This is a genomic window from Ilumatobacter coccineus YM16-304, from assembly GCF_000348785.1.
GTDB lineage: Bacteria > Actinomycetota > Acidimicrobiia > Acidimicrobiales > Ilumatobacteraceae > Ilumatobacter_A > Ilumatobacter_A coccineus.
In genome coordinates this window covers 4,777,486-4,799,519 of sequence record NC_020520.1, presented here as the reverse complement: position 1 = coordinate 4,799,519, position 22,034 = coordinate 4,777,486, and the positions used below count along the sequence as shown (strand labels likewise).

The following is a 22,034-nucleotide window of genomic DNA, read 5'->3' as shown; positions in this document are numbered from 1 at the left end:
CACATGTGCTACAAGGTTCCCGCCGTCCCGCATGCAGGAGCGGGTAGCGGCGCGAAGAGCGCTCGATCATGTAACCACGTTCGTCGCGAGCGACCAGGTGCCTGGCGGCGGCGCGATCCCTCACGTTGAGTCAAGTCACCTTGTCGGAAAGTCTCCTTGACATATAGACAATGACCCTTTACATTGGCGGCATGGCAAATCGAACCGAAGCTCAAGCCGGCCGCACCGGCCGCGGTCCTCGACTGAGCGCTGAAGACAAGCGTCAGCGCAACAGCTACCTCCGAGAGTTCATCCCTGCGATCGTGACCTTCTGGATCCTGCTCGCAATCGTGCAGAACCGCGTCGACGAGACGACAGCCGGGGCACGGCTCTGGGTCTTGTTGCCCGTCCTCCCGATGATCGGCGTCGCCGTTGCTCTCTATCGAGCAACCCAGCGGTCCGACGAATACGGCCGAATCGTGATGCTCGAATGCATGGCGCTGGGCTTCGGTGTCTCGATGATCGCCGCCATGGCCGTCGGATTCCTCGGGACGATCGGCGTCGCCTGGACCTACGGCGGATGGCTCGTCTTCGGCGCCGGGATGACGACCTGGGGGCTGGCTCTCGTGGTCCGGAACCTCGACTGATGGAGAACCGACTGAAAGAGCTCCGAGCCGTCAGCGGCTGGAGCCAGGCCCACCTCGCCGACCGACTCGGCGTCAGCCGCCAGACCGTCAACGCACTGGAGAAGGGCCGCTACGACCCCAGCCTCCCGCTGGCGTTCCGCCTCGCCCGAGTCTTCTCGACCACCATCGAAGAACTGTTCACCCCTGATGACGACGACCTCGGTCAAACCGACGGCTCCGTCACCTCACGAGTCTGACCTGGCCGGCCCTCGTCCGGCACGCTCGGTCGGTTCGTCGGCAACCAGCCGACCGAACGCCGGCTCCACACTTCACGCTCGCCGAAACCCGGTGATCGTCACCCAACGAAAGGCAACCCCATGGAAACCCACGACCAGATCGACCCGACGCACACGACCAGCGACCACGCGCACCAAGTCCGTGCGTTTCAGGTTCATGCCGGAGTGTTCGTCGCGACGATGGTGCTCATCTTCGCCGTGAACCTCGCCACGAATCTCGCTGCTGGCATCGCCGGTCAGTGGTCGGCCTGGTGGTCCGCCTGGGCCCTGATCGGATGGAGCCTGGGTCTCGCCGTCCACGGACTCGTCGTCTTTCTCGCGAACCCGAGAACAGGTCGTGAGTCCACCCGAACGAGTTGACGCATCATCCGGCGACGGCACGTTCCGAGCGCTCGGAGATGGGCTCGAGCTGTGTGACTTCCCCTTGACATGTACTGCGATGTCGTATTAGATACTACGACATCGCATTATATCGAAGGGAACGCGACCATGACTTCTTCATCACACCCGCCGGATCAGCCTGGTGGCAGGACCCAACACGCTCGCACTGACTCGATGGTGCGTTCACTCGGATCTCGGCGATTCTGGATCCCGAGTGCGGCGGTGTTCGTCGTGTTCGCGGCGATCTTCTTCCAGTCGTCGGCACCATTCTCGATCTCCGAAGTGGAATCCGTCTGTGGACAGGCGCCACCCGACGTCCAGAACTTCACCACCGGTGACGACGTCTCGGGATTCCTCGATGCCTGCGGTGCGGAGGGGAGAGCGGCCTATCGAAACATGCAGATCGCTGATCTGTTCTATCCCGCCGTGTATGGCCTCTTCGTCGCTTCATCGCTGGCGCTCAGCCTCGCCAAGATCTCATCGAGCAGCCGCTGGGTCTCACGAGCGGTCGCACTTCCCTTCGTGGGTGCCGGGTTCGACTACCTCGAGAACACCTTTGCGTGGATCGCGCTCACGAGCTACCCCGGCGACGCATCGACGAACTCGCTCCTCGGTCTCGCCGGGACCGCGAAAACCGCGACCTACTGGATCAGTGGCCTCGTGCTCATCGGAGCCCTGGTCGTCCTCGTAGCAAGACGCCTCCGTCGCCTGATCGGTGCCCGCAAGGCCGACCGCCACCGTGACCTGCACCGTGACCTCCACCAAGACCTGCACCACGGCGACGTGGTCGGTCATCGGGAATCTGCCCACGTCGGCGCAGGTGCACGTCGATGAGCAACCCGCCCACCACTCCCGACACCGCTGGCGCGAGCGGCTCGGGCCTCGGCAACGTCCTGTTCGACACCTGGCTGGTGTCGCGAGCGGTTCATTCACTCATCGACGACGCGATCAAACCAACGGGTCTCGACGCCGATGAGTTCGCGATCTACTCCGTCCTCTCGATGGGCGACGGCATGACCCCGTCCGAGCTCTCTCATTGGATGTCGGCGCCGGCGACCACGGTGTCGAGCTATGTCAAGCGGTTCGAGAAGCGGGGCCACATCGATCGGGTTCCAAGTACCGAGGATCGCCGTTCCTATCGTCTCGTCCTCACGCCGGAAGGCCGCACAGCGCACCGCGCTGCTGGCGAGTTGTTTCAACCAACGCTGGCTGCGGTCGACGAAGCGCTCGGCAAGGACGGGCCGAACGTTCATGTCCAACTCCTCGAGCTTCGCCGAATCATCGACGCGATCGCGGCGAGATGATGGCGGGATCCGTCGACGACGTTCATCGCCGACGACGTTCATCGTCAACGTCCTTCATCGCCGACTCTCGACCAACAACCCGACAGCACCATCGAACCAAGGACGAATCAGCAATGGCATCTCAACGCTCGACATCACCAATCAGTGGAGCCAGCCTCCGCGACATCGTGCCGGTCGTCGTATCGACCACGGGTGCTCGACTGTCGGTACGGGACTCCGGAGGGGACGGAACGCCGATCGTGTTCTTGTCAGGGGGCCCGGGGATGCCGGACTACCTCGGAGAGATCGCCGAACTCGTGCCAGGACGGCGTGTCGTGACGTACGACCAGCGGGGCACGGGCGGCTCGACCGTGACCGACGGCGACTACAGCACCGGTGCCCACGTCGCGGACCTCGAGCAGTTGCGTGAGCATCTGGGTGTCGAGCAACTCCACCTGTTCGGGCATTCGTGGGGTGGCATGCTCGCCCAGCTGTATGCCACCGCGCACCTCGGCTCGGTTGCGAGTCTCTTCTTGTGCAGTCCGACGCCCGGCGTGGGTGACGATTGGGTGGCGATGGAACGAGACGTCATGGCGTACAGCAAGAAGCGGTGCAGCTCGGGGGCATTTGCGATGATGGGTCTGCGTTCGCTGCTTGGCCGCATCCTGCGCGTCGGTCAGCGAAGCCTGCAGAAGATGTACGCGCAGGTCTGGTTGAACTACCAGAACCCCGACAGCGCGCTGCCTGCAGACAGGTCGTTGCTCGCGGGAATCGGACAGCAGACGACGTTCGCGACTCGGGCGTCCGCGGCGTCACTGCCAACCGACTTCCTCGACGCGGTTCTTCCCCAGGCCACGTTCCCGTTCTTCGTCATGTTCGGTGAGAACGACATCTACGGAGAACACACGCAGCTCGTCGTCGAGCGCTACCCCGACGCGACGGTCGAATTCTGGCCAGAGTGTGGTCACCTTCCTTGGCTCGACGTTCCGGCCCGTTTCGAGAACCAGCTCAGGTCGTTCTACGAGGTGAACGGCTACTCCTGAGCGGAGATGTCCCGAGATCGCGTGCTGTGCCGACGCACTCGACGCCCTTTCGACAGCCCCGCCCTTGGGCTCATTCCGGTCTACTCGACCGGTCGCGTTCCCGGGCGTCGGGCGTCAGAGCCCGAACGTGATGCGTGCGATTCGATCCCGGACGAACGTCGGAACGAGGTTCTCGGTGAGGCCGAGCGCCTGGGCATCGAGCCCCACCCGGTATCGAGCGCGCGGGTTTCCCTCGATCGTGTCGACGATCACGTCGGCGCACTGCTTCGACTCGATCATGATCGGTTGCCAGAGACGCGTGCTCGCCAGAGAGCGCCGATAGTTCTCGTCGAATCGTGACCCCGAACGCCGTTCGACCTCCCGTTCGGTCTCTTCCCAGATCGCGGTCTTCACGCCACCGGGCTCGACGAGCACGACCTTGATCCCATCCCGGGCGACTTCCATCCGCAGCGCGTCCGAGAGCCCTTCGAGGGCGTGCTTGCATCCTCGATACCAACCGGTCAACGGGGTCGTCGTTCGACCGTAGATCGACGACACGTTCACGATTCGGCCCCACTCGCGATCACGCATGTGCGGCACCGCGAGGCGAGCCAAGCGCATCGGCGCCAACACCATCGTCTCGAATGCGAAGCGGGCCTCGTCGTCGGAGACGTCTTCGATGGCGCCGGTGATCGCGAAGCCAGCGTTGTTGACCAGAGCGTCGGGGCGGTACTCGTCGACGACCGCAACCCCCGCCGCCTCGTCGGTCACATCGAGCAGCGCCGTCTCGACCGTGACGCCTGCTTCGTCCGCAGCCGCGTGTACGGCCTCCGCCTTCTCGTCCGACCGCACCGTGCCGATCGAGCGATGTCCGCGGTGAGCCGCTTCGATCACCGTTGCGAGACCGATGCCCGAGTTGGCGCCCGTGGTGATGATCGTTCGCGCCGTCGCTCGTCCGCTCATGCGATTTCTCCTCGGTCGTCGTGTGTGCCAAACCCTTGCACATCTGCGACCGGTGCGGCCGCGCTGAACCGGACGGCACTTCCGGCCAGGCACGGGATGCTCGTGGCGCGGTCGCCGGCTGTGATCACAGCTCGCCCGTCTGATCGGATCGGGTTCGGGCGTACGACCACATGTCTCGCGGGGTTCCACCGACGCGTTCCCAACTGCGCAGCAGGCCGTCGCGTCGGTAGCCGGCACGCTCGGCGGTCGCGATGGATGCGGTGTTCGACGGCTCGATGAAGAGTCCGAGTCGGTCGACGTCGAGGTGGTCGAAGGCCCAGATGCTCAACGCCTCGACAGCTCGGGATGCCGCGCCGCGCCCACGCCCAGAAGCGGCGATCCAGTATCCGATCTCGGCTCGGCCCTTGTGGAGATGGGAGATCCAGAGTCCGATCTGGCCGATGGCTCGATCGGAGTCGCGGTGGGCGATGGCGAGTGACCACCCTGCTCCTCCGGACTGCCGGGAGTGCTGGCGATCGATGAACGCCATACCTTCCTGTGGCGTCCACGTCCTGGGCACCGTCGTGATCAGGGGGATGAGGTCATCGCGCGATGCCTCCTCGACGAGGTGCAGGTCGTCGGATCGAAACGATCGCAGTCGGTATCGATCGCCGACGATCTCGATGGGCGGCAGTGGTGAGCCGTACTCGACGTCGATCGTCACGCGAACCAGATTGCCAGGCCGGCCGACTCGCGCCGCGCCGAGTTCGGCGCCAACGACCGTCGGCGCGGGCTACAGGGAGTAGAGGTCGGCGACGTTCGTGCGGGTGATCTTGTCTCGGGATGCAGGCGAGTACGTCTCGAACATCTCGTCGAGCACCTGGGTCGAGCACGGCCATGTCGAGTCGGTGTGCGGGTAGTCGGACCCCCACAGCAACGTCTCTTCCCCGATCATCTCGCGTGTGCCGAGCGCAGCGGTGTCGTCTTCGATCGTCGCGAAGAACTGTCGCTTCCACACTTCGAGCAGGTCGACGGGCCGGCCGATCGAGTCGTCTTTGGCGAACTCACGTGCCCACCCTTGCTGGGCCTTGTCGAGCCAGTGGGCGACCCAACCGGCGTTGAACTCCGCCAACACGAACCGGAGCCGCGGGAACTTCGCGCACACGCCGCGGACCATCAGCTCGACCATCGTGTCGTGGATGAGTGTCGGAGAGCCGGCGTACTGGACGACCGGGTCACGTGACCCCATGGCCTTGAGCCAGTCGGGCACGTGCGACATGCAGGCGACGTGGAACCCGATCGGCATGCCGGCCTCCTCGGCGAGCGACCACATCGGGTCGTAGTCAGCGTCGCTGTACTTGCGATCTCGCGGCGCGTTGCTCGGGATGACGATGCCCTTGAATCCGAGATCGATCGCGCGATGCAGTTCGGCCAGTGCAGCTTCCGGGTCTTGGACGGGCAGCGCGGCGAGTCCGACGAGGCGGCCACCGGACTTGACCTGCTGATCGGCCATCCAGTCGTTGTAGTTGCGTTGCGTGGCGATGAGCAGCTCGAGGTCGGGGAGGCTGAACATGGGGAACCAGCCGGGGTAGAGGACCTCGGCGGAGATGCCGTCGATGTCTTGATCGTCGGGGCGTCGCGCCCCGTCGCGCAGGCCGGGGCGCATCGCCGCGTACCCGCCGGTGAAGTACGCCTGGACTTCGGGATCGCTGATCGATCCGGTGCCGGGCTTCGTGGCGTGCTCGCGCGGCAGCGGCGTGGCGTAGTCGAGGCGAGTGCCGGCGAGGCACATCACCGCGACGTTGCGAGATCGCCTCGGCTGATTCGGGATCTCGATGTAGTCGCCCTGCTCACCCTTGTGCACCACTCGCGGCGCATCGTCGCCGAACTTCTCGGCCAGTCCTTCGTACGTCTCGGCGGTCTCGACCGCATGAGAATCGGCCGAGATCGGTCGGGGATCGTCGAGCAAGGTCATGAGTACTCCATGTCGGTGTTGGTGGTGGTGTTGGCGGTGCTGGTCGTGTGGGGAGGGATGCTGCGGTCACTCTAGATCATTAAATGAACGACGTTCACACAACAGCGCTCACCTGGTCGCTTGACGGCCCGCGAAGGAGGCGTCGAGCCCAGCGCAGCGACGTTGAGAGCACCGTGTTTGATGGCGACTCGGCGAGCGTGGTTAACTGACTCACGATCACGAAACCCGACCCACGAACGAGTCCGACGTCCCATGGCACGACCGGTAGCAACGGCAGCGCAACGAGCAGCACAGCGGCAACGCATCCGTGACGCGGCGCGCCACGTCTACGACGAGGGCGGCATCGACGCGGTCACCGTCCGGCGCGTCGCGGAGCAGGCCGGGCTGGCTCAGGGCACCATCTACAAGTACTTCCGAAACCACATCGATCTCGTCCGCTCGCTCTGGTTGGGGCCGATCCAGGTGGCGGGCGACGTGATCGAGAAGATCGCCGCCAGCGTCGACGATCCGGCCCAGCGACTCCGCGCCATCCTCACCTTCTACCGCGACTTCGTCATCGAGAACCCCGATGTGCATCGCGGTGTGTTGCTCCACGTCCGACGGCCGGGCGACCTGGAGCCCGACCCGCAACCGCTCGACGAACTCCCGCTCTACCGAACCCTTCGAACGACGCTCGTCGATCTGCACGATGCCGGCCGCCTCGTGAGTGGCGAGCCCGACCGTGTCGCGGAGTTGCTGTGGGCGGCGATGCACGGCTCACTCGGCCTGGCGGTCAACGCCGACATCTACGAGGTCACTCCCTCGGCGCAGCTCAGCGGCCAGATGCTCGACTTCCTGTTGGACGCGGTGGTCACCACCGGAGGCTCCACGCCGCTGTCGGAGTGATCACCGCACCGGCACACGGTCGTCGGTCGGCCAGCGCCATGCGGTGCGCGCGGCCAACAGCAACAGCGCGACCTCGACCGTGCTGCCCATGAGGTAGTAGATCCAGCTCTCGCCGATGCAGGTCACCGCGATCGACGCGGCGTAGACGAGGCTGACGCCGATGTTCAGCCGTCGGTTGACCGTGGCCCGCAGCATCAACGATGCCACCACCATCAGGCTCGGGATCACGATGTAGCCGGTCGCTCCGGCGAGGAAGGCCTGGTTGATCGTGATGCCCGGTCCGGGGACCTCACCGGCCAACGCCCCCTCGATCACGTCGGCGCGGAAGAAGCCGAAGATGTCGACGTACGCGAACAGGAAGAGCATCGCCACCCACAGCCCCGACAGCACGATCTTGACGTCGACCCGCGTGTCGCGAAGCTCGGCTCGGCCGGCGTTCGTGTCGGGGTCTGATGGTGTCGTGTGGGTGGGCATGGGTGCTCCTCGTGGCTCGGTTCGCGCGATCGACCTGCGATCGGTGGCTCATCGTCGTCGGCTCGGTCGGCAGCGGCGCCGAGCCTTCGGCCAGACCTCACCTGTCCGATCGGGCAGGACAGAACGAGCCGAATGTCGGGTCGGTCGTGCATGCCCGATCCCTACCGTTGGGTCGGTGCCGAATTCCATGACCTCTCTCTGGGCCGAGCCCGCCATCACCGAACGTCCCGCCAGGAGTTGGCGAGACGTTGCGCTCGCCGCGCTCGTTGCGCTCGGTTCGCTGGCCGAAGCCGTGTTCCGAACCGATCTCGTGTGGCCGGTGCTCGGTCCCGTGTTCGGTCTGGCGTTGGCGTACGCCGTGATGGTTCGCCGGCAGCACCCACTCGAAGTGGTCGTGTTCGGCTTCGGCGGCATGGTCGTGATCGATGTCGCAACCCTGATCGGCGGACGCGACCCGTTCGTGCTGTACAGCGCATCGGTGCTGCTCGTGCTGGCGTTCGCGCTGTTCCGTTGGGCGTCTGCCACCCACGCCGCACTCGGCCTGATCGCGATGGCCGCGTCGATTGCCTCGTCGTCGGTCGTCGACTACACCGGAGCGGGCGACATCGTCGGCGGGGCGGCGCTGCTCCTGTTCGTCGCGGTGCTCGGCTCGTCGATCCGATACCGACGAGCCACACGCGACCAGCACGTCGAGCGCGCGAAGTCGCACGAGCGTCAGCAGATCGCCCGCGAGCTCCACGACACGGTCGCGCACCACGTCTCGGCCATCTCGGTACAGGCGAGAGCCGGCCTGGTCGAGGTCGACTCGGGCTCGTTGACCGGCGCCGCCGAGGCGTTGCAGGTGATCGCCGACGAAGCGACGCGAACGCTCACCGAGATGCGGTCGATGGTGTCGGTGTTGCGTGACGACACGACGTCAGCGAACTCGGACGGGCAGCCGCGCCTCGCCGAGCTCGAACTGCTCGCCGAGCGCTCGACCGCCGGTACCGCGGTCGTCGTGCGTGTCGAAGGTGACGCGTCCGACGTCGCCCCCATCGTTGCGTCGGCGCTGTACCGCATCGCACAGGAATCGGTGACGAACGCGCTGCGCCACGCTCGCAACGCGTCGCTGGTGACCGTTGCCCTAGAGGCGACGTCGCGTGACGTGACGCTCACCGTCGTCGACGACGGCGACACGTCGAGTGTGAGCGCCCGATCGGGGTACGGACTGATCGGGATGAGCGAGCGGGTCGCACTCCTCGGCGGGGTTCTCCACGCCGGGCCGAGTGCCCCGGGCGGTTGGACGGTCCGGGCACAGCTGCCGAGATAGCGTGCCGACCATGACGATCCGCGTGGTGATCGCCGACGATCAGAGCATCATCCGTGCCGGACTCGCCACGATCCTCGACGCTCAACCCGACATCGAGGTGGTGGGCCAGGCCGCCGATGGGCGCGAGGCCATCGACCTCGCGCTGCGGCTCCGCCCCGACGTCTGCCTGTTCGACATCACCATGCCCGACGTCGACGGCATCACCGCCACACGCCAGATCGCCGGGCCTGACGTGGTCGACCCGATCGCCGTCGTCATCGTCACCACGTTCGACACCGACGAGAACGTGTACGGCGCGCTCCAAGCCGGCGCCCGCGGCTTCCTGCTGAAAGACGCGCCGCCCGATCAACTCGCCGCCGCGTTGCGCGCCGCGACGCGCGGCGATGCGCTGATCGACCCGGCGGTGACTGCCCGGCTCCTCGATCGCTTCGCCGCAACCGAACGCGCCGCCGCACCTCGGCAACCGGTCGACCCGTTGACCGGGCGTGAGGAAGAACTCCTGATCAGCGTCGCCCGCGGCCTCACCAACGCGGAGATCGCTACCGAGCATCACATCAGCGCGAGCACGGTGAAGTTCCACCTCAACGGCCTGATGACGAAGCTCCGCGCCCGGAACCGCGTCGAACTCGCCATGTGGGCCTACGAGACCGGCCGCATGCCGTCGACCGGCGCTGAAGCGACGAGGAGATAGCCGTCTTCGAGCGTCGGGGCGACCAGTTCGGCGCCCGGGGGAGGGTTGCCGAGACACCGATGTCGACCGTCGGCGCGTCGCCACGACGCTCGCACGTCGGGTGGCGGCAGCGCGTCCTGCACCCACGTCCGGCCGGCGGCCGACTCGGCGAGTCGGGTCGGTGATCCGGTGAAGCGGATGCGGTGATCGGCGAGCACCACCACGACGTCGCCGATCGCCGCGTCGTCGGTGAGGTGTGTCGACACGACGACCGTCGCAACCGACCGCCGCTCCGCGACGATCTCGCGCAGCCGCATCCGTTCGTCGGGGTCGAGACCGGCTGCGGGTTCATCGAGGACGAGCAGCGTCGGTGACCCCAGAATCGCCTGCGCCATTCCGAGCCGTCGCCGCATGCCACCGGAGAGCCGCGCGACCGGATCGCCAGCGCGGTCGCGCAACCCCACTCGATCGAGCACGTCGAACACCTGGCGGCGACGCGTGCGATCGTCGGCGATCTCCTTGAGCACGGCCAGGTAGTCGAGCGCATCGAAGACGGTGGACCCGTCGTTGAAGCCGAGGTCTTGCGGCAGGTAGCCGAGACGTCGGCGGATCTCGATCCGTTCGGCCTCTCGTCGAGCGTCGAGTCCGTCGATCGTGATCGTGCCACCGTCGGGTTCGAGGATCGTCGCGATGCAACGCAACAGCGTCGTCTTGCCGGCCCCGTTCGCACCGAGCACCGTGACGATCCCGCCTTGCGCGAGCAGGTCGACGCCGTCGAGCACGGTGCGGCTGTCGAAGCGCTTCTCGACCTGATGGAGATGGAGGTGTGCGGCGGTCACGCGTACTCCAGTCGGTCGAAGCTGGCGCGGCGCACGGTCGACAGCGTGGCGAACCCGATGGTTGCAGCGAGCGCCACCAACTGGCCGATCGGCGTGAACGCACCGAGGCGGTCGTCGCTCACACCGCGGGCGATCAGCGCGGCGAGCACCCACGCACCACCGGCGATGGCGGTGGCGAGTCGCGGCGGCACGAACGTCATCAGCGCGAGGCTGCCGGTGGTGACCGCGAACGCCGGCAGCAGCCACGCCGCGGCCATCGGGCGACTCACCTCGCCGAGCAACGCGATCGGCACGATCACCGCGATCGACACGCCGAGCACCGTCGCGGCGCGCATCGCGATGAGGCGGAGTCCGCGCATCGGTGTGGCGAGTTGGACTTCGTAGGCGGGGTCGGCCGCCGGACCGTAGGCCATCGACACGCCGAGCACGGGGACGAGTGGCGCGAGGACGAGCAGCACGAAGAGGCTCTGACGGGGCTCGTCGGGATCGATCGCGGCCAGACCGATGAACACCACCACGGCCACGGCGAGATACCACGCTCGGCGCAGCGCGGGCGTGGCGACGACCAGGCGGGTGACTCGCGTCGGCACGCGTGCGAAGCGCAGCAAACGTTCGATCCGCGAGGGCTGCGGAGCGTCGAGTTCGGCGGTGATCGCCGTCCAGTTCGCATCGAGGCGAGCCGCGTCGACCGGGCCGGACTCGATCGGGAAGTCGGTCATGTCAGGGCCTCCTGGAGTTGTCGGCGAGCGCGCATCAGTCGGGTCTTGACGGTGCCCTGCGCAACGCCGAGCAGCGCGGCGGCCTCCTTCGTGGAGAGCCCGTCGATGGCGGTGGCGACGAGCACGGCCTGCAGGTCGGCGGGGAGTCGATGCATCGCCGTGGCGAGATCACCGTACGCACCCCCGGAGAGGACCACGTCGTCGGCTGCGGGTTGATCGGCGCCACCAGCCGAGCGGTGGGCGCTGGCGATGAACGCCGGGTCGATCGGGGTCGCCTTGCGCTTTCGGAGCACGTCGATCAGTCGGCGGATGCCGATGCCCCAGATCCAGGCGCCGACATCGCCGTCGCCTCGGAACTTCTTCGCCGACTTCCAGACCGACAGGAACGTGTCTTGCACCGCGATGTCGGTCGACTCGGGGTCACCGCATCGAGCCTGGAGGCGGGTGGTCAACCATCCGGCGTGTCGGCGGTACAGCATCTCGAGCGCGATGCGGTCGCCGTCGGCGACTCGGGCGATCAGCGCGAGGTCTTCGCCGCGTCCCCCATCGCTCGCCGGTTGCATCATCACCATCCTTGTCGGATCGAACGGGTCGAACGGTTCATTCGATCTCGTGAACCGATCGCGCTCGTCGACACGACAGAGCGGTCATGACCATCACGTTCTCGACCTCGACGTCGACCTCGACCTCGCCCTCGTCACCGGAGCGGTCGTCGTCGCCGACCAGCGGGCCACGGCCGTCGCGAGTTCGGCGATGGCTCGCACCCGGTCTGGCGTTGGCATTGATCGGTGTGTCGATCGCACTCGACCTCGGCACCCTCGTGATCATCCCGCTGCTGTTCGTGCTGATCGTGCCGTTCGAGAAACTGTTCCCTCGCCATCGACAGCGCGTCCGCCGCCCGCAACTCGGCACCGACATGTCGCACGCCTTGGCGGCGCCGGCGTTGAACGTCGTCGGGCTCGCCGTGGCGATCGTCGTCGGCGTCGTGAGCCTCGCCTGGCTGCCCGGCCTGCTGATTCGCCCACTCGTGTCGATGATCCCGTCGGTGGCATTGCCGTTCGTCGGGATCGCGCTGTTCGACATGGCCATCTACTGGGTCCATCGTTGGTCGCACGAGGTGCCCGTCCTGTGGCGGTTCCATGCGGTGCACCACTCGACCGAGACCCTCGACTGGATCAGCGGCCTCCGCAATCATCCCCTCGACGGTGCGATCGTCGCGCCGCCGTTCTTCTTCCTGATCGCTGCCGGGTTCAGCGCGCAGTTCACCGGAGCGCTCGCCGCGATCCAGTTGCTGCTCGGACTCTTCCTCCACGCGAACGTGCGCTGGCGCCTCCGGCCGCTGCACCGGGTGGTCATCACCCCCGAGTTCCATCACTGGCATCACGCCAACGAGACCGACGCGCACAACTCGAACTACTCGGTGTTCCTTCCGCTGTGGGACATCGTGTTCGGCACCTACTACATGCCGCGCAACAAGCGGCCGCTCGTCTATGGCATCAGCGAGCACATGCCCGACGGGTTGGTCGCGCAACTCCGCCACCCGCTGCGCGGCACGGGCAACCCGCTGCGACTGTTCCGCCACCCGGTCCGCTCGCTGCGTTCGGGCTGGCGCTTCACGCGCACCCTCGCGCGAGACGTGTGGCACTCGACGACCCGACCGCGAACCCGTCGCCCCGCCGCGGGCGAGCCATGCCGTTGGGCTGCGGCGGCTCCCAGCAGCGACGCTCGGTGAACGCGATCTCGTCCGCTTGACGACGGGCGGGCGACGCTGGCTATCGTGCGTTCATACCGTTCACCGGGGAGTCGGAGAGTGATCCGGCTGAGAGGGTGGCTTGCAGCAAACGTTGCCGTGCCACCGACCCGCCAACCTGCTCTGGGTCATGCCAGCGAAGGGAGTTGCAATGATTGCTGAGATTCACGTGTCGCCGTCTCCGGCCGGCACGGCCGATGATCGCTACGCACACGTCGAGGCCGCGATCGGCGTCGTCGAGGCCAGTGGCCTGCACTACGAAGTCGGTGCGCTCGGCACCACGTTCGAAGGCGACCCGACGGCCGTGTGGGCGACGTTGCGTGCCGCTCACGAAGCGGTGCTCAGCTCGGGCGCCGACGGCCTGATCACCAACATCCGACTGGGTCAGCGTTCGGCTGACGACACGTCGATGGACGGCCTGACCGCCAAGTTCCGAACGTGACCGTGCCGACGTCAACACGGCGTCGGCTCACACATCTCACCACTCGACTCGTCGACGTCGCACCCGCGCTGGCCGCGCTCGTGATGCTGATCGTCGCGTGGGAGATCTGGGTGCGCGTACGCGACACCGCCGACTACATCCTGCCGCCGCCGTCTCAGATCTGGTCGGCGTTCGTGGCGAACCGCGACCTGCTCGGTGAGCACGTCGTGGCGACGCTGACCGAAGCGGGGCTCGGGCTGGCCGTCGGCGCGCTGCTCGGCATCGGCCTCGCCGTCGTCATCGCCGGATCGCAGTTCGCTCGACGTGTGCTGTACCCGCTCGTCGTGGCGAGCCAGACGATCCCGATGATCATCCTCGCCCCACTGTTCGTCTTGTGGTTCGGCTTCGGGCTCACGCCGAAGGTGTTGGTCGTCGCGCTCGTCACCTTCTTCCCCGTCGCCATCGCGACCGTCGGCGGACTCACCGGCGTCGACCCGGAGATGGTCGACGTGGTCCGCTCGATGGGGGCAACGCGCCGCGACATCTTACTCCACGTCCGCGTGCCACACGCGCTTCCCGCACTGTTCGACGGCCTCCGGATCGCCGCCGCGTACACCGTCGCCGCAGCGGTGATCGCCGAGTGGACCGGCGCGTCGAAGGGCCTCGGTGTCTACATCTCGCGGTCGCAAGCGTCGTTCCGCGTCGACCAGGTCTTCGTCGCGGTCGTCATCGTCGCGCTGCTGTCGACGGCGCTCTTCGTCGTGATCGGCGCGCTCGCCCGACTCGCCTCACCGTGGCGCTTCCCCTCCACCACGTCACCCGACCCGACTTCACCAATCCGAAGGACACCAGCATGAGAACCTCCACCGCAGCCCTGCTCGCAGCCCTGCTCCCGACCTCCGCACTGCTCGTCACCGCGTGCGGCGACGACGGCGGATCGAGCGAGGCGGCCTCCGACACACGCGACGTCACGCTCGTGCTCGACTGGACGCCGAACACGAACCACGGCGGGATCTACGCCGCCGACGCAGCCGGCTTCTACGACGAGGTCGGCATCGACCTCGAGATCATCCAGCCCGGCCAGACCGGAGCACTGCAAGCCGTCGCCACCGGCAACGCCGAGTTCGGCATCTCGGTCCAGGAATCGTTGGTGCCCGCACAGACACAGGGCGTGCCCGTCGTGTCGGTCGCCGCCATCGTGCAGCACAACACGTCGAGCCTCCTCGCGCTGGCCGAGTCCGGCATCGACGGCCCGGGCGACCTGGCCGGTCATCGCTACGGCGGATTCGGTGGGCAGCTCGAAACGGCCCTCATCAGCAAGCTCGTCGAGTGCGCCGGCGCCGATCCCGACGACGTCGACTACGTCGAGGTCGGCAACACCGACTACCGAGTCGGACTCGAGACCGGCGCCTTCGACTTCGTCTGGATCTTCGACGGGTGGGACAAGATCCGTCTCGAGCAGGCCGGCGTCGACGTCTCGACCGTGTCGTTCATCGACCACGTCGACTGCATTCCGGATTGGTACACGCCCATGATCGTCACCAGCACCGACCGGATCGACGACGACCAGGCGCTCGTCGCCGACTTCATGGCCGCCACCGCACGCGGCTACCAACTCGCCATCGACGACCCCACCGCGGCCGCCGACGCTCTGCTCGACGCCGCACCCGAGCTCGACGCCGACCTCGTCCGAGCCAGCGCCGAGTTCCTGGCCGGTCAGTACGCCCTCGACGCACCTCGGTGGGGCCACCAAGACGCCGACACGTGGACGACATTCGTCGACTTCCTCGTCGACTCGGGACTGCTCGACCAGCAGCCCGACGACGTCGCATCGCTCTACACCAACGAGTTCCTTCCCGAATGAGCGCCCCGGCCGTCGAGCTCCGCCACGTCACCCACACGTACGGGACGACCCCTGCGGTCGCCGACGTGTCGCTCGACGTGTCGGCGGGTGACTTCGTGAGCATCGTCGGGCCGAGCGGATGCGGCAAGAGCACCCTGCTCAAAGTGCTCGCCGGGCTGTTGGCCCCGACCTCCGGCACCGCCGCGATCCAAGGTGCGAGCACGATCGATCGTCCGGGTCTCGCCGGCTACATGCCGCAGCGCGACCTGCTGCTGCCGTGGAAGCGCGCCATCGACAACGCCACCCTCGGCGCCGAGCTCGGCGACCGACGCGCCACGAAGGCCGAGGCTCGGCAGCGGGCGCTCGAGCTGTTCGAACGCTTCGGTCTCGCCGGCTTCGAACAGAGCTGGCCGTCGGAGCTCAGCGGCGGCATGCGTCAGCGCCTCGCCCTCCTGCGGACGTTCCTCACCGGCTCGCGCGTGCTGCTGCTCGACGAACCGTTCGGGGCGCTCGACGCGATCACCCGCCGCGATCTCCACGACTGGCTGCAAGCACTCTGGATCGATCACCTCGGCGAATCGGTACCGCGCAGCGCACTGTTCATCACGCACGACGTCGACGAAGCGCTCGTGCTGTCCGACGTGGTGCACGTCATGTCGGCGCGGCCCGGACGGATCGTCGACACCGTCACCGTCGACGAGCAGCGCCCGCGCCCCGCGAGCGTCACGACCAGCGCCGCCTTCATCCGCAACAAGGCTCGCCTCCTCGACTCACTCGACCGAGGCCGGGCAACCACACACTGAGGCCGACCGGTTGGAGCGGACGCGAGGCTGCGTCGTACTGTGCGACGCCATGACGACACCATCGATTCCGGCGACGATCGCCGATGCCGACGCAACATGGCTGACCGACGTACTCCGAGGTTCGGGAGCGATCGACGCGGCCACCACCGTCACCTCACTCTCCACGCACCAGATCGGCGAAGGGGTCGGCCTGATGGGCGAGCTCTACGTCGCGACCCTCACCTACGACGGCGGCGACGGGCCGGCCAGCGTCGTGGTCAAGCTTCCGTCGACCCACGAGGAGAACCGCCAGCAGGGCATCAACCTCGGCATGTTCGAAGCCGAGTGCCGCTTCTACTCCGAGCTCGGTGAGGCGACCGGCACCGGTCTGCCTGCCATCCACCTGAGCATCATCGAGCCGGGCACCGCCGACTTCGTGATCGTCATGGAAGACCTCAGCCACCTCGAGATGGTGAGCCAGTCGGAGGGCATGCGCCTCGAACAAGCGCAGGCCTCGATGCGCGTGCTCGCCGACGTGCATGCCGCATGGTGGGGCAAGGTGCAGACGCCCGATCTGGAGTGGATCCCGTCGCTCGACGGCGAACGCATCCAGATGGTCGACCAACTGCTGCCACAGATCTACCCGGTGTTCACCGGAGGGTTCGCCGACCGACTCCCCGATGGCGGCGTCGAACTCGGCGAAGCGTGGAGCACGCGGTACTTCGAGCTGATGTCGGGCCTCGCGGCCCGCTCGCCGTGGACCTTGCTGCACCAGGACTACCGCGTCGAGAACATGCTCTTCGGTGATCCGGCAGCCGGCGACGACGTCGTCATCATCGACTGGCAAGGCCTCGGTCGCGGACCGGGCGCGTACGACGTGGCCTACATCCTCGGTGGGTCGATGCCGGTCGAACTGCGCCGCGAGCACGAACGCGATCTCGTCGCGATCTACCACGCCCGACTCGTCGAGCGTGGGGTCACCGACTTCAGCGCCGAGCACGCCTGGAACGACTACGTCTACGCCCACCTGCTCGGGGGTCTCGCCGTCAGCGTGTTCACCGGTGGCACGCTCGACCTGTCGAACGAACGCGGTCGCGACCTCGTCGGCGGCATGGCCGCACGCCACTTCACCGCGGCGCTCGATCACGGCGGTTTCGGCATCCTCGGCGAGTGAGGCGTCAGCCGCAGACGTCGACTAACCGCAGACGTCGTCGACGCCGGTGTGCCAGCGCTCGATCAGCTCATCGCTGACCAGATAGATCCAGAACTCGTCGTCGGGATCTGCCCAGAGTCGCCGGGCGTCGGACTCGTAGCCGGTGAAGACCACGCCGTCGGGCAGCACCGTCGTCGGGTCGGCCGGCGGATCGAGCGTGATCGTCTCCGCCCCGCGTCGGAGGTACGTGACCGACCCGCCGCTGTGGGTCTGTCGTTCGCCGATGACCGGCGCGGTCTGTATGTAGTGGCGCGTGGTCACGCCGCAATCGAGCGCGGCGGGGAGTCGTTCGGTCACGACGTCGACGCGAACTCGGCAACCGTCGCGGTACCAGTCGATCACCGGGCCGAACTCGGGCCACTGTGGCTCGTCGTCGACCTGCTGATCGACGTCGATGCACGCGTCGGGGTTGGTGGTCCGCACCCGCTGCAACGGTTCGCCGGGACTGTCGGCGTCGGGCTCGACAGTCACCGCGATCGTCTCGACCGGGGCGACCGACGTCGTTGCTTCGTCACCCGAATCGGTGCACCCGATCAGCGCGCCGGCGACCACCGCCGCAGCGATGAGTGTGCGTCGCGTCATCGCGCTCGCCACCTGACGCACGCTGCGGTCACGTCCTGGCTGAGGTCTCGTCGGTCGCGCTCCTGGTAGTCGCTCGTCGACCGGTTCATCCGCTCGGCGATGTCGTCGAGCGCGGCCGAACCACGTTTGCGGTAGGCCTGCGTCTCGTCGACATCGAGCACGATCGTCATCGAGTAGAACTGCCCCGACATGGGGCCCTGCGCCAGGATCTGCACGTCGAGCAACAGCGCGTCGTCATCGGCGCCATCGTCCTCGTCGTCTTCCAACAGCGTCCACACCCACGACGACTGCTCGACCACCCGCATCCCCAGACCGTAATCCCATCATCCGGTGTCAGACACCGGATGGCTCGGGTGGTCAGGTGAGGGTGGGCGGGGGAGCGTCGATGCCGTCGACGGCGACGAGCTTGATACGCGACGTCTCGCCGCGGCGGATGGTGACCGCCGACTTGCGCACCCCGCACAGCTTCGCGACGAACGCGACCAGTGCGGCGTTGGCCTGGCCCTCGACGGCGCGTGCCGCGAGTCGGATGCGGACGTGGTCGGGTCCGACCTCCATCACCGCCGACTGCTTGGCTCCCGGCGTGGCCCGAATCGACATCGTGATCCCGGTCTCGGTCGCCGACCACCAGTCAGATGCTGCCACGTCGTCGTCTCGCTTGTTTCCCTTGGACCAGGTCGAAAAGAAACAAGCGGGTCAGGACCAGAAGTCGTGGAGGCGGGCGACGAAGCGGTCGGGGTCGACCAGGTGCGGGTAATGGCCGTGGTCGGCCCACACCTCGGTGGTGGCGCCGGCGATGTGTCCGCTCAGCCAGTCGCCGTAGCCGGGGCCGGGATCGATGCCGAACAACGCCAGATACGGGAGATCGACACCGTCGTAGCCGGCGAGCGCAGCGTCGACGATGGCGGCGATCTCGTCGATCGGCAGCGTGAGGATCAGGTCCCACACGCCGAGCACGACGTCCTGGTCGGGGCGGCGCAGCGCGTTGACCCGTTCGACTTCGGATGCGGGCAGCATCTCGCCCGCCATCATCGCGAAGAGGCCGTCGATCACGAGTGGGAACGCGGCCGGGTCACGGAGTTGATCGGCGAACGGCATCAGCTGTTCTTTGAACGAGGCCAACTGCAGCGACTGGTCGACGTCGACCACCGACGACACCGGGAGCACGGCGCCGGCCGCCGAGACGACGATGCCGCCGAGCGAGTGGCCGACCAGATGAGGCCGCTCGAGTCCGAGCGCGCCGACCACGGCGGCGACGTCGCCCGCCATCGCTTCGAGGTCGTACCGCTCGGCCTGGCCCGAACGACCGTGGCCGCGCAGATCGAGCGTGACCACTCGGTGCTGGGTGGCCAGTCGTTCGGTGACGGGGGCCCAACTGTCGGACGACTCGGTGATGCCGTGCACCAGCACGACGGCCGGGCCATCGCCGTGGCCGTGCTCGTCGAAGTGGATGCTGGTGCCGTCTACTGCCTGCGTGGTCGCCATGTCGTCAGTGTGTCACCACAGCGACTGCGGCAACCAGGTCAGGAGTTGGTCTTGACGCCCCAGCGTTCTTGGAGTGTGGCGTACACGCCCTGGTCCCACGAGAACTCGACCATGTTGCCGTCGGGGTCGCGCAGCATCGTGATGTAGCCGATCGGCGGCGGCATCATCGTCGGCGGCATGCCGAGGCAGTCGTGTTCTTTGGCCAGCTCGGCCGTGGCGTCGATCGCTTCGCGGTTCGGCAGTTCCATGCCCAGGTGAGCGAACGGGGACAGCGTGGCGATCGGCGAATCGGCGAACGGGTCCTTGTCGGGGAAGAACTGCGCCATGACGAGGATGAACGGGTTGTTGGTCTCGCCCGGCATGCCGAGCCAGCAGCCGTAGCCGGCTTCGTCTTCGCGACGGTCGATCAGTTCGAGCGGCGTGAACTTCTCGTACCAGGCGATCGAGGCGTCCATGTCGCGAACGCGCAACGCGATGTGCGTCCAGCGCGGTTCGGACGGGTGCAGTTCGTAGTTCGGTTCGCTCACGGAGACTCCTCGTTCGGGGGATCGGTTCGATCCTCTCAGCTCCTCGTACGATACCACTTGGTCAGTTGGTCAGACCAGGATTCCTGGAGTCGGTGACGGTGAGATGGTACGTTGGTCGGACCAAGGAACCGAACGCGCGATCTCCCCGCGCCTTCCAGAAAGTCGACGGCGTCGATGACACAGGCACAACCATTCGCACCGATCTCACGAGAGACGGTCAGCTCGCAGATCCGCGCACAACTGCTCGAACGGATCACCACCGGCGAACTGGCCCCCGGCGCGCGCATGCCGTCGGAGCGCGAGCTGTCCGAGCGCTTCGACGTCGCCCGCACCTCGGTGCGTGAGGCGATGCAGGGGCTCGTGTCGATGGGTGTGGTCGAGCGTCGCGGCAATCGCTCGTACGTCGCCGAGCACCTTCCCGACGTGGTGGTCGAGCCGAACGGCGACGGCAAGTCGTTCGTCGCCGAACTGTTCGAAACGCGACGAGTGTTGGAGTTGCCGCTGTTCGAGATGGCCGCCGAGCGTGCCAGCGACGCCGACCGTCAGCGCATCGCCGCCATCGCCGCCAAGTTCGACGACGCGCTCGACATCACCGAGTTCCGTCGTCTCGACCGCGAGTTCCACACCACGATTGCGTCCACCTGCGGCAACCCGCTGCTCATCGAGCTCTACGGCAAGGTGCTCGATCAGCTGTTCCGCTCGGTCGAGTTCTTCACGTTGCTGTCGGCCGAGAGCAACCAGACCGAGGTCGAGCGCATCATCGCCGAGTCGGCCGAGGCGCACCGACACATCGCCCAGTCGTTCATCGAGCGCGACACCGACGCGGTGCGCAAGAGCGTCCACTCCCATCTCGACTCGGTCGAGCACTCGATGGTGAGCGACCTCGACTGACGCGGCGCCGCGGCGCCGGGTGAGTTTCGCGGCGCCCACCCACCACCTAGGATGACGCCAATGGTCAGTTGGTCTGACCACCAAGTGCTCGTCGAGACGTTCTCGGCGGGCCGTCCTGAAGGGAAATCGGCATGACGAACTTCGTACACAGCGAAGCACTCCGCACCGCGTGGTATCCGGTCGCACGCATCGACGACATCGGCGAGCAACCGTTCGCCGTTCGTCTGCTCGGCGACGATCTCGTGATCTGGCGCGGCCCGACCGGCGATCTGATCGTGGCACCCGACCGCTGCCCGCACCGGGAGGCACCCCTCTCGATCGGCAAGGTGTCCAACGGTGAACTGGCCTGCGCCTACCACGGTTGGGGGTTCGGCGCCGACGGCAAATGCGTGTCGGTCCCGTCGTCGGGACCCGACGCCGCGATCCCGCCGACCGCGCACCTCCCGTGCATGCAGGTGCAGCAGAAGTACGGCCTCGTGTGGGTGTGCCCGGGCGAGCCTGCCGCCGACATCCCGACCATCGCGCAAGACGACGACCCGGCATTCCGCCGGCTCAACACCGAGGTCGAACCCTGGGCGACCTCCGCACCGCGCATGGTCGACAACTTCCTGGACATCAGCCACTTCCCGTGGGTCCACACCGGAACCTTCGGGTCCGCGCAGGACCCCGACGTGCCGAAGCTCGACCTGAAGCAGCTCGACGACGACTTCTACGGCTACGCGTACGACGTCGACGCCGCGAACCCCGACGAAGGTGCGGCGTCGAGCGGGAGCACCGACGCCATCGTCCACCGCTCGATGAGCACCGGCTTCTTCCTGCCGCTGATCGTGCGCAGCACCATCCGCTACGACGACGGCCTCGAACACATCCTGCTGCTGTGCAGCACGCCGATCGACGACCTCAACACGCTGTTCACGTTCGTCGTGTGGCGCAACGACGACCACAGCATCGACCCGGAGGAGATTTTGCAGTTCGACCGGGCGATCGGTGCCGAAGACAAGGCGATGCTCGAACGCGTGCCGGGCACGTTGCCCTTGAGCCGCACCGGTGTGGTCAACGTGCAGTCCGACAAGCCGTCGGTCGAATGGCGTCGTCGGTTCGCGGAGCTCACCGGCCTGGGCTGACGAGCATGCACCGCAC

Annotated in this window: 29 protein-coding genes; 17 read left to right on the top strand and 12 right to left on the bottom strand. The window is 67.0% G+C overall.

The genetic code is table 11. The features are described 5' to 3' along the window. Positions 1 to 191: 191 nt before the first annotated feature. The 6 genes from YM304_RS21360 (at position 192) to YM304_RS21335 (ending at position 3,608) form a co-directional block, all read left to right on the top strand. The gene (locus YM304_RS21360; RefSeq protein ID WP_015443818.1) at positions 192 to 626 is read left to right on the top strand and encodes a hypothetical protein; all 435 of its coding nucleotides are present in this window, start codon (positions 192 to 194) and stop codon (positions 624 to 626) included. Then, the gene (locus YM304_RS21355; RefSeq protein WP_015443817.1) at positions 626 to 862 is read left to right on the top strand and encodes a helix-turn-helix transcriptional regulator; all 237 of its coding nucleotides are present in this window, start codon (positions 626 to 628) and stop codon (positions 860 to 862) included. The genes YM304_RS21360 and YM304_RS21355 overlap by 1 nt, the downstream gene beginning before the upstream one ends. Positions 863 to 982: 120 nt before the next feature. Continuing rightward, a complete protein-coding gene (locus YM304_RS25810; RefSeq protein WP_015443816.1) occupies positions 983 to 1,261 on the top strand; it encodes a 2TM domain-containing protein in 279 nt (92 codons plus the stop codon). A gap of 195 nt (positions 1,262 to 1,456) precedes the next feature. Next, the gene (locus tag YM304_RS21345) at positions 1,457 to 2,116 is read left to right on the top strand and encodes a hypothetical protein (protein ID WP_015443815.1); all 660 of its coding nucleotides are present in this window, start codon (positions 1,457 to 1,459) and stop codon (positions 2,114 to 2,116) included. Further along, entirely contained in the window at positions 2,113 to 2,586 is a 474-nt protein-coding gene (locus YM304_RS21340) for a MarR family winged helix-turn-helix transcriptional regulator (protein WP_015443814.1), read from the top strand. Before YM304_RS21345 ends, YM304_RS21340 begins: the two co-directional genes overlap by 4 nt. Beyond that, the gene (locus YM304_RS21335; protein ID WP_083908532.1) at positions 2,583 to 3,608 is read left to right on the top strand and encodes an alpha/beta fold hydrolase; all 1,026 of its coding nucleotides are present in this window, start codon (positions 2,583 to 2,585) and stop codon (positions 3,606 to 3,608) included. Before YM304_RS21340 ends, YM304_RS21335 begins: the two co-directional genes overlap by 4 nt. A gap of 114 nt (positions 3,609 to 3,722) precedes the next feature. Here YM304_RS21335 and YM304_RS21330 read toward each other — a convergent pair whose 3' ends face one another. From YM304_RS21330 to YM304_RS21320, 3 genes are all read right to left on the bottom strand, one after another. Then, positions 3,723 to 4,550: an SDR family NAD(P)-dependent oxidoreductase gene (locus YM304_RS21330; RefSeq protein WP_015443812.1), complete on the bottom strand. Its 828-nt coding sequence runs from the start codon at positions 4,548 to 4,550 to the stop codon at positions 3,723 to 3,725. Between the two features lie 124 nt (positions 4,551 to 4,674). Beyond that, on the bottom strand, positions 4,675 to 5,253 hold the full coding sequence (locus YM304_RS21325) for a GNAT family N-acetyltransferase (RefSeq protein ID WP_015443811.1): 579 nt from the start codon (positions 5,251 to 5,253) through the stop codon (positions 4,675 to 4,677). A gap of 69 nt (positions 5,254 to 5,322) precedes the next feature. After that, positions 5,323 to 6,504 carry an amidohydrolase family protein gene (locus YM304_RS21320; protein ID WP_015443810.1) on the bottom strand — a complete coding sequence of 394 codons (1,182 nt, stop codon included), beginning with the start codon at positions 6,502 to 6,504 and terminating at the stop codon, positions 5,323 to 5,325. A 252-nt stretch (positions 6,505 to 6,756) separates the two neighbouring features. Here YM304_RS21320 and YM304_RS21315 point away from each other — a divergent pair, with 252 nt between their 5' ends. Next, complete coding sequence (locus YM304_RS21315) at positions 6,757 to 7,389, top strand: TetR/AcrR family transcriptional regulator (RefSeq protein ID WP_015443809.1); 633 nt, start codon at positions 6,757 to 6,759, stop codon at positions 7,387 to 7,389. On the opposite strand, the gene YM304_RS21310 is transcribed toward YM304_RS21315, so the two are convergent. After that, positions 7,390 to 7,863 carry a DUF6326 family protein gene (locus YM304_RS21310; protein ID WP_015443808.1) on the bottom strand — a complete coding sequence of 158 codons (474 nt, stop codon included), beginning with the start codon at positions 7,861 to 7,863 and terminating at the stop codon, positions 7,390 to 7,392. Positions 7,864 to 8,038: 175 nt separating this feature from the next. Between YM304_RS21310 and YM304_RS21305 the strand changes: the two genes are divergently transcribed. Further along, positions 8,039 to 9,172: a sensor histidine kinase gene (locus YM304_RS21305; protein WP_162142130.1), complete on the top strand. Its 1,134-nt coding sequence runs from the start codon at positions 8,039 to 8,041 to the stop codon at positions 9,170 to 9,172. A 10-nt stretch (positions 9,173 to 9,182) separates the two neighbouring features. Then, positions 9,183 to 9,863 (top strand): response regulator, encoded by a 681-nt coding sequence (locus YM304_RS21300; RefSeq protein WP_015443806.1) that lies wholly within the window; start codon positions 9,183 to 9,185, stop codon positions 9,861 to 9,863. Here the strand turns inward: YM304_RS21300 and YM304_RS21295 are convergent. Genes YM304_RS21295 through YM304_RS21285 form a run of 3 tightly spaced genes read right to left on the bottom strand, consistent with a single transcriptional unit; the run spans position 9,812 to position 11,972 of the window. Beyond that, on the bottom strand, positions 9,812 to 10,681 hold the full coding sequence (locus YM304_RS21295; protein WP_015443805.1) for an ATP-binding cassette domain-containing protein: 870 nt from the start codon (positions 10,679 to 10,681) through the stop codon (positions 9,812 to 9,814). The genes YM304_RS21300 and YM304_RS21295 overlap by 52 nt on opposite strands. Further along, positions 10,678 to 11,400: a hypothetical protein gene (locus tag YM304_RS21290; protein ID WP_015443804.1), complete on the bottom strand. Its 723-nt coding sequence runs from the start codon at positions 11,398 to 11,400 to the stop codon at positions 10,678 to 10,680. The genes YM304_RS21295 and YM304_RS21290 overlap by 4 nt, the downstream gene beginning before the upstream one ends. Further along, a complete protein-coding gene (locus YM304_RS21285; RefSeq protein ID WP_015443803.1) occupies positions 11,397 to 11,972 on the bottom strand; it encodes an RNA polymerase sigma factor in 576 nt (191 codons plus the stop codon). Before YM304_RS21285 ends, YM304_RS21290 begins: the two co-directional genes overlap by 4 nt. 77 nt (positions 11,973 to 12,049) lie before the next feature. On the opposite strand from YM304_RS21285, the gene YM304_RS21275 reads away from it, so the two are divergent. From YM304_RS21275 to YM304_RS21250, 6 genes are all read left to right on the top strand, one after another. Further along, positions 12,050 to 13,132, top strand: a complete 1,083-nt coding sequence (locus YM304_RS21275) for a sterol desaturase family protein (RefSeq protein WP_083908528.1) — start codon at positions 12,050 to 12,052, stop codon at positions 13,130 to 13,132. A 169-nt stretch (positions 13,133 to 13,301) separates the two neighbouring features. Beyond that, complete coding sequence (locus YM304_RS21270) at positions 13,302 to 13,592, top strand: thiamine-binding protein (protein WP_041298509.1); 291 nt, start codon at positions 13,302 to 13,304, stop codon at positions 13,590 to 13,592. Next, complete coding sequence (locus tag YM304_RS21265; protein ID WP_197536912.1) at positions 13,589 to 14,428, top strand: ABC transporter permease; 840 nt, start codon at positions 13,589 to 13,591, stop codon at positions 14,426 to 14,428. The genes YM304_RS21270 and YM304_RS21265 overlap by 4 nt, the downstream gene beginning before the upstream one ends. Beyond that, on the top strand, positions 14,425 to 15,435 hold the full coding sequence (locus tag YM304_RS21260; protein ID WP_015443798.1) for an ABC transporter substrate-binding protein: 1,011 nt from the start codon (positions 14,425 to 14,427) through the stop codon (positions 15,433 to 15,435). The genes YM304_RS21265 and YM304_RS21260 overlap by 4 nt, the downstream gene beginning before the upstream one ends. Then, a complete protein-coding gene (locus tag YM304_RS21255) occupies positions 15,432 to 16,217 on the top strand; it encodes an ABC transporter ATP-binding protein (RefSeq protein ID WP_015443797.1) in 786 nt (261 codons plus the stop codon). The genes YM304_RS21260 and YM304_RS21255 overlap by 4 nt, the downstream gene beginning before the upstream one ends. A 49-nt stretch (positions 16,218 to 16,266) precedes the next feature. Next, positions 16,267 to 17,370 (top strand): phosphotransferase, encoded by a 1,104-nt coding sequence (locus YM304_RS21250; protein WP_015443796.1) that lies wholly within the window; start codon positions 16,267 to 16,269, stop codon positions 17,368 to 17,370. Between the two features lie 21 nt (positions 17,371 to 17,391). Here the strand turns inward: YM304_RS21250 and YM304_RS21245 are convergent, their stop codons facing one another. The 5 genes from YM304_RS21245 to YM304_RS21225 are packed head-to-tail and all read right to left on the bottom strand — an operon-like array spanning position 17,392 to position 20,003. Continuing rightward, positions 17,392 to 17,991: a hypothetical protein gene (locus YM304_RS21245; protein WP_154723591.1), complete on the bottom strand. Its 600-nt coding sequence runs from the start codon at positions 17,989 to 17,991 to the stop codon at positions 17,392 to 17,394. Then, the gene (locus tag YM304_RS21240) at positions 17,988 to 18,296 is read right to left on the bottom strand and encodes a hypothetical protein (RefSeq protein WP_015443794.1); all 309 of its coding nucleotides are present in this window, start codon (positions 18,294 to 18,296) and stop codon (positions 17,988 to 17,990) included. Before YM304_RS21240 ends, YM304_RS21245 begins: the two co-directional genes overlap by 4 nt. 52 nt (positions 18,297 to 18,348) lie before the next feature. Further along, positions 18,349 to 18,636 (bottom strand): DUF167 domain-containing protein, encoded by a 288-nt coding sequence (locus tag YM304_RS21235; protein ID WP_015443793.1) that lies wholly within the window; start codon positions 18,634 to 18,636, stop codon positions 18,349 to 18,351. A gap of 51 nt (positions 18,637 to 18,687) precedes the next feature. Continuing rightward, complete coding sequence (locus YM304_RS21230; protein ID WP_015443792.1) at positions 18,688 to 19,476, bottom strand: alpha/beta fold hydrolase; 789 nt, start codon at positions 19,474 to 19,476, stop codon at positions 18,688 to 18,690. A 38-nt stretch (positions 19,477 to 19,514) separates the two neighbouring features. After that, the gene (locus YM304_RS21225) at positions 19,515 to 20,003 is read right to left on the bottom strand and encodes a VOC family protein (protein WP_015443791.1); all 489 of its coding nucleotides are present in this window, start codon (positions 20,001 to 20,003) and stop codon (positions 19,515 to 19,517) included. 174 nt (positions 20,004 to 20,177) lie between these two features. On the opposite strand from YM304_RS21225, the gene YM304_RS23340 reads away from it, so the two are divergent. Continuing rightward, a complete protein-coding gene (locus YM304_RS23340; protein WP_015443790.1) occupies positions 20,178 to 20,894 on the top strand; it encodes a FadR/GntR family transcriptional regulator in 717 nt (238 codons plus the stop codon). Positions 20,895 to 21,025: 131 nt separating this feature from the next. Next, complete coding sequence (locus YM304_RS21215; protein WP_015443789.1) at positions 21,026 to 22,018, top strand: aromatic ring-hydroxylating oxygenase subunit alpha; 993 nt, start codon at positions 21,026 to 21,028, stop codon at positions 22,016 to 22,018. Positions 22,019 to 22,034 lie beyond the last annotated feature (16 nt).

Bases quoted from the DNA above. Each gene is read 5' to 3' on its own strand.
- YM304_RS25810 (WP_015443816.1), top strand. From the start codon at position 983: ATGGAAACCCACGACCAGATCGACCCGACGCACACGACCAGCGACCAC.
- YM304_RS21340 (WP_015443814.1), top strand. From the start codon at position 2,113: ATGAGCAACCCGCCCACCACTCCCGACACCGCTGGCGCGAGCGGCTCG.
- YM304_RS21310 (WP_015443808.1), bottom strand. From the start codon at position 7,863: ATGCCCACCCACACGACACCATCAGACCCCGACACGAACGCCGGCCGA.
- YM304_RS21290 (WP_015443804.1), bottom strand. From the start codon at position 11,400: ATGACCGACTTCCCGATCGAGTCCGGCCCGGTCGACGCGGCTCGCCTC.
- YM304_RS21300 (WP_015443806.1), top strand. From the start codon at position 9,183: ATGACGATCCGCGTGGTGATCGCCGACGATCAGAGCATCATCCGTGCC.
- YM304_RS21270 (WP_041298509.1), top strand. From the start codon at position 13,302: ATGATTGCTGAGATTCACGTGTCGCCGTCTCCGGCCGGCACGGCCGAT.
- YM304_RS21320 (WP_015443810.1), bottom strand. From the start codon at position 6,504: ATGACCTTGCTCGACGATCCCCGACCGATCTCGGCCGATTCTCATGCG.
- YM304_RS21240 (WP_015443794.1), bottom strand. From the start codon at position 18,296: ATGCGGGTGGTCGAGCAGTCGTCGTGGGTGTGGACGCTGTTGGAAGAC.
- YM304_RS21275 (WP_083908528.1), top strand. From the start codon at position 12,050: ATGACCATCACGTTCTCGACCTCGACGTCGACCTCGACCTCGCCCTCG.
- YM304_RS21250 (WP_015443796.1), top strand. From the start codon at position 16,267: ATGACGACACCATCGATTCCGGCGACGATCGCCGATGCCGACGCAACA.
- YM304_RS21215 (WP_015443789.1), top strand. From the start codon at position 21,026: ATGACGAACTTCGTACACAGCGAAGCACTCCGCACCGCGTGGTATCCG.
- YM304_RS21230 (WP_015443792.1), bottom strand. From the start codon at position 19,476: ATGGCGACCACGCAGGCAGTAGACGGCACCAGCATCCACTTCGACGAG.
- YM304_RS23340 (WP_015443790.1), top strand. From the start codon at position 20,178: ATGACACAGGCACAACCATTCGCACCGATCTCACGAGAGACGGTCAGC.
- YM304_RS21360 (WP_015443818.1), top strand. From the start codon at position 192: ATGGCAAATCGAACCGAAGCTCAAGCCGGCCGCACCGGCCGCGGTCCT.
- YM304_RS21355 (WP_015443817.1), top strand. From the start codon at position 626: ATGGAGAACCGACTGAAAGAGCTCCGAGCCGTCAGCGGCTGGAGCCAG.
- YM304_RS21330 (WP_015443812.1), bottom strand. From the start codon at position 4,550: ATGAGCGGACGAGCGACGGCGCGAACGATCATCACCACGGGCGCCAAC.
- YM304_RS21315 (WP_015443809.1), top strand. From the start codon at position 6,757: ATGGCACGACCGGTAGCAACGGCAGCGCAACGAGCAGCACAGCGGCAA.
- YM304_RS21260 (WP_015443798.1), top strand. From the start codon at position 14,425: ATGAGAACCTCCACCGCAGCCCTGCTCGCAGCCCTGCTCCCGACCTCC.
- YM304_RS21255 (WP_015443797.1), top strand. From the start codon at position 15,432: ATGAGCGCCCCGGCCGTCGAGCTCCGCCACGTCACCCACACGTACGGG.
- YM304_RS21285 (WP_015443803.1), bottom strand. From the start codon at position 11,972: ATGGTGATGATGCAACCGGCGAGCGATGGGGGACGCGGCGAAGACCTC.
- YM304_RS21345 (WP_015443815.1), top strand. From the start codon at position 1,457: ATGGTGCGTTCACTCGGATCTCGGCGATTCTGGATCCCGAGTGCGGCG.
- YM304_RS21335 (WP_083908532.1), top strand. From the start codon at position 2,583: ATGATGGCGGGATCCGTCGACGACGTTCATCGCCGACGACGTTCATCG.
- YM304_RS21245 (WP_154723591.1), bottom strand. From the start codon at position 17,991: ATGACGCGACGCACACTCATCGCTGCGGCGGTGGTCGCCGGCGCGCTG.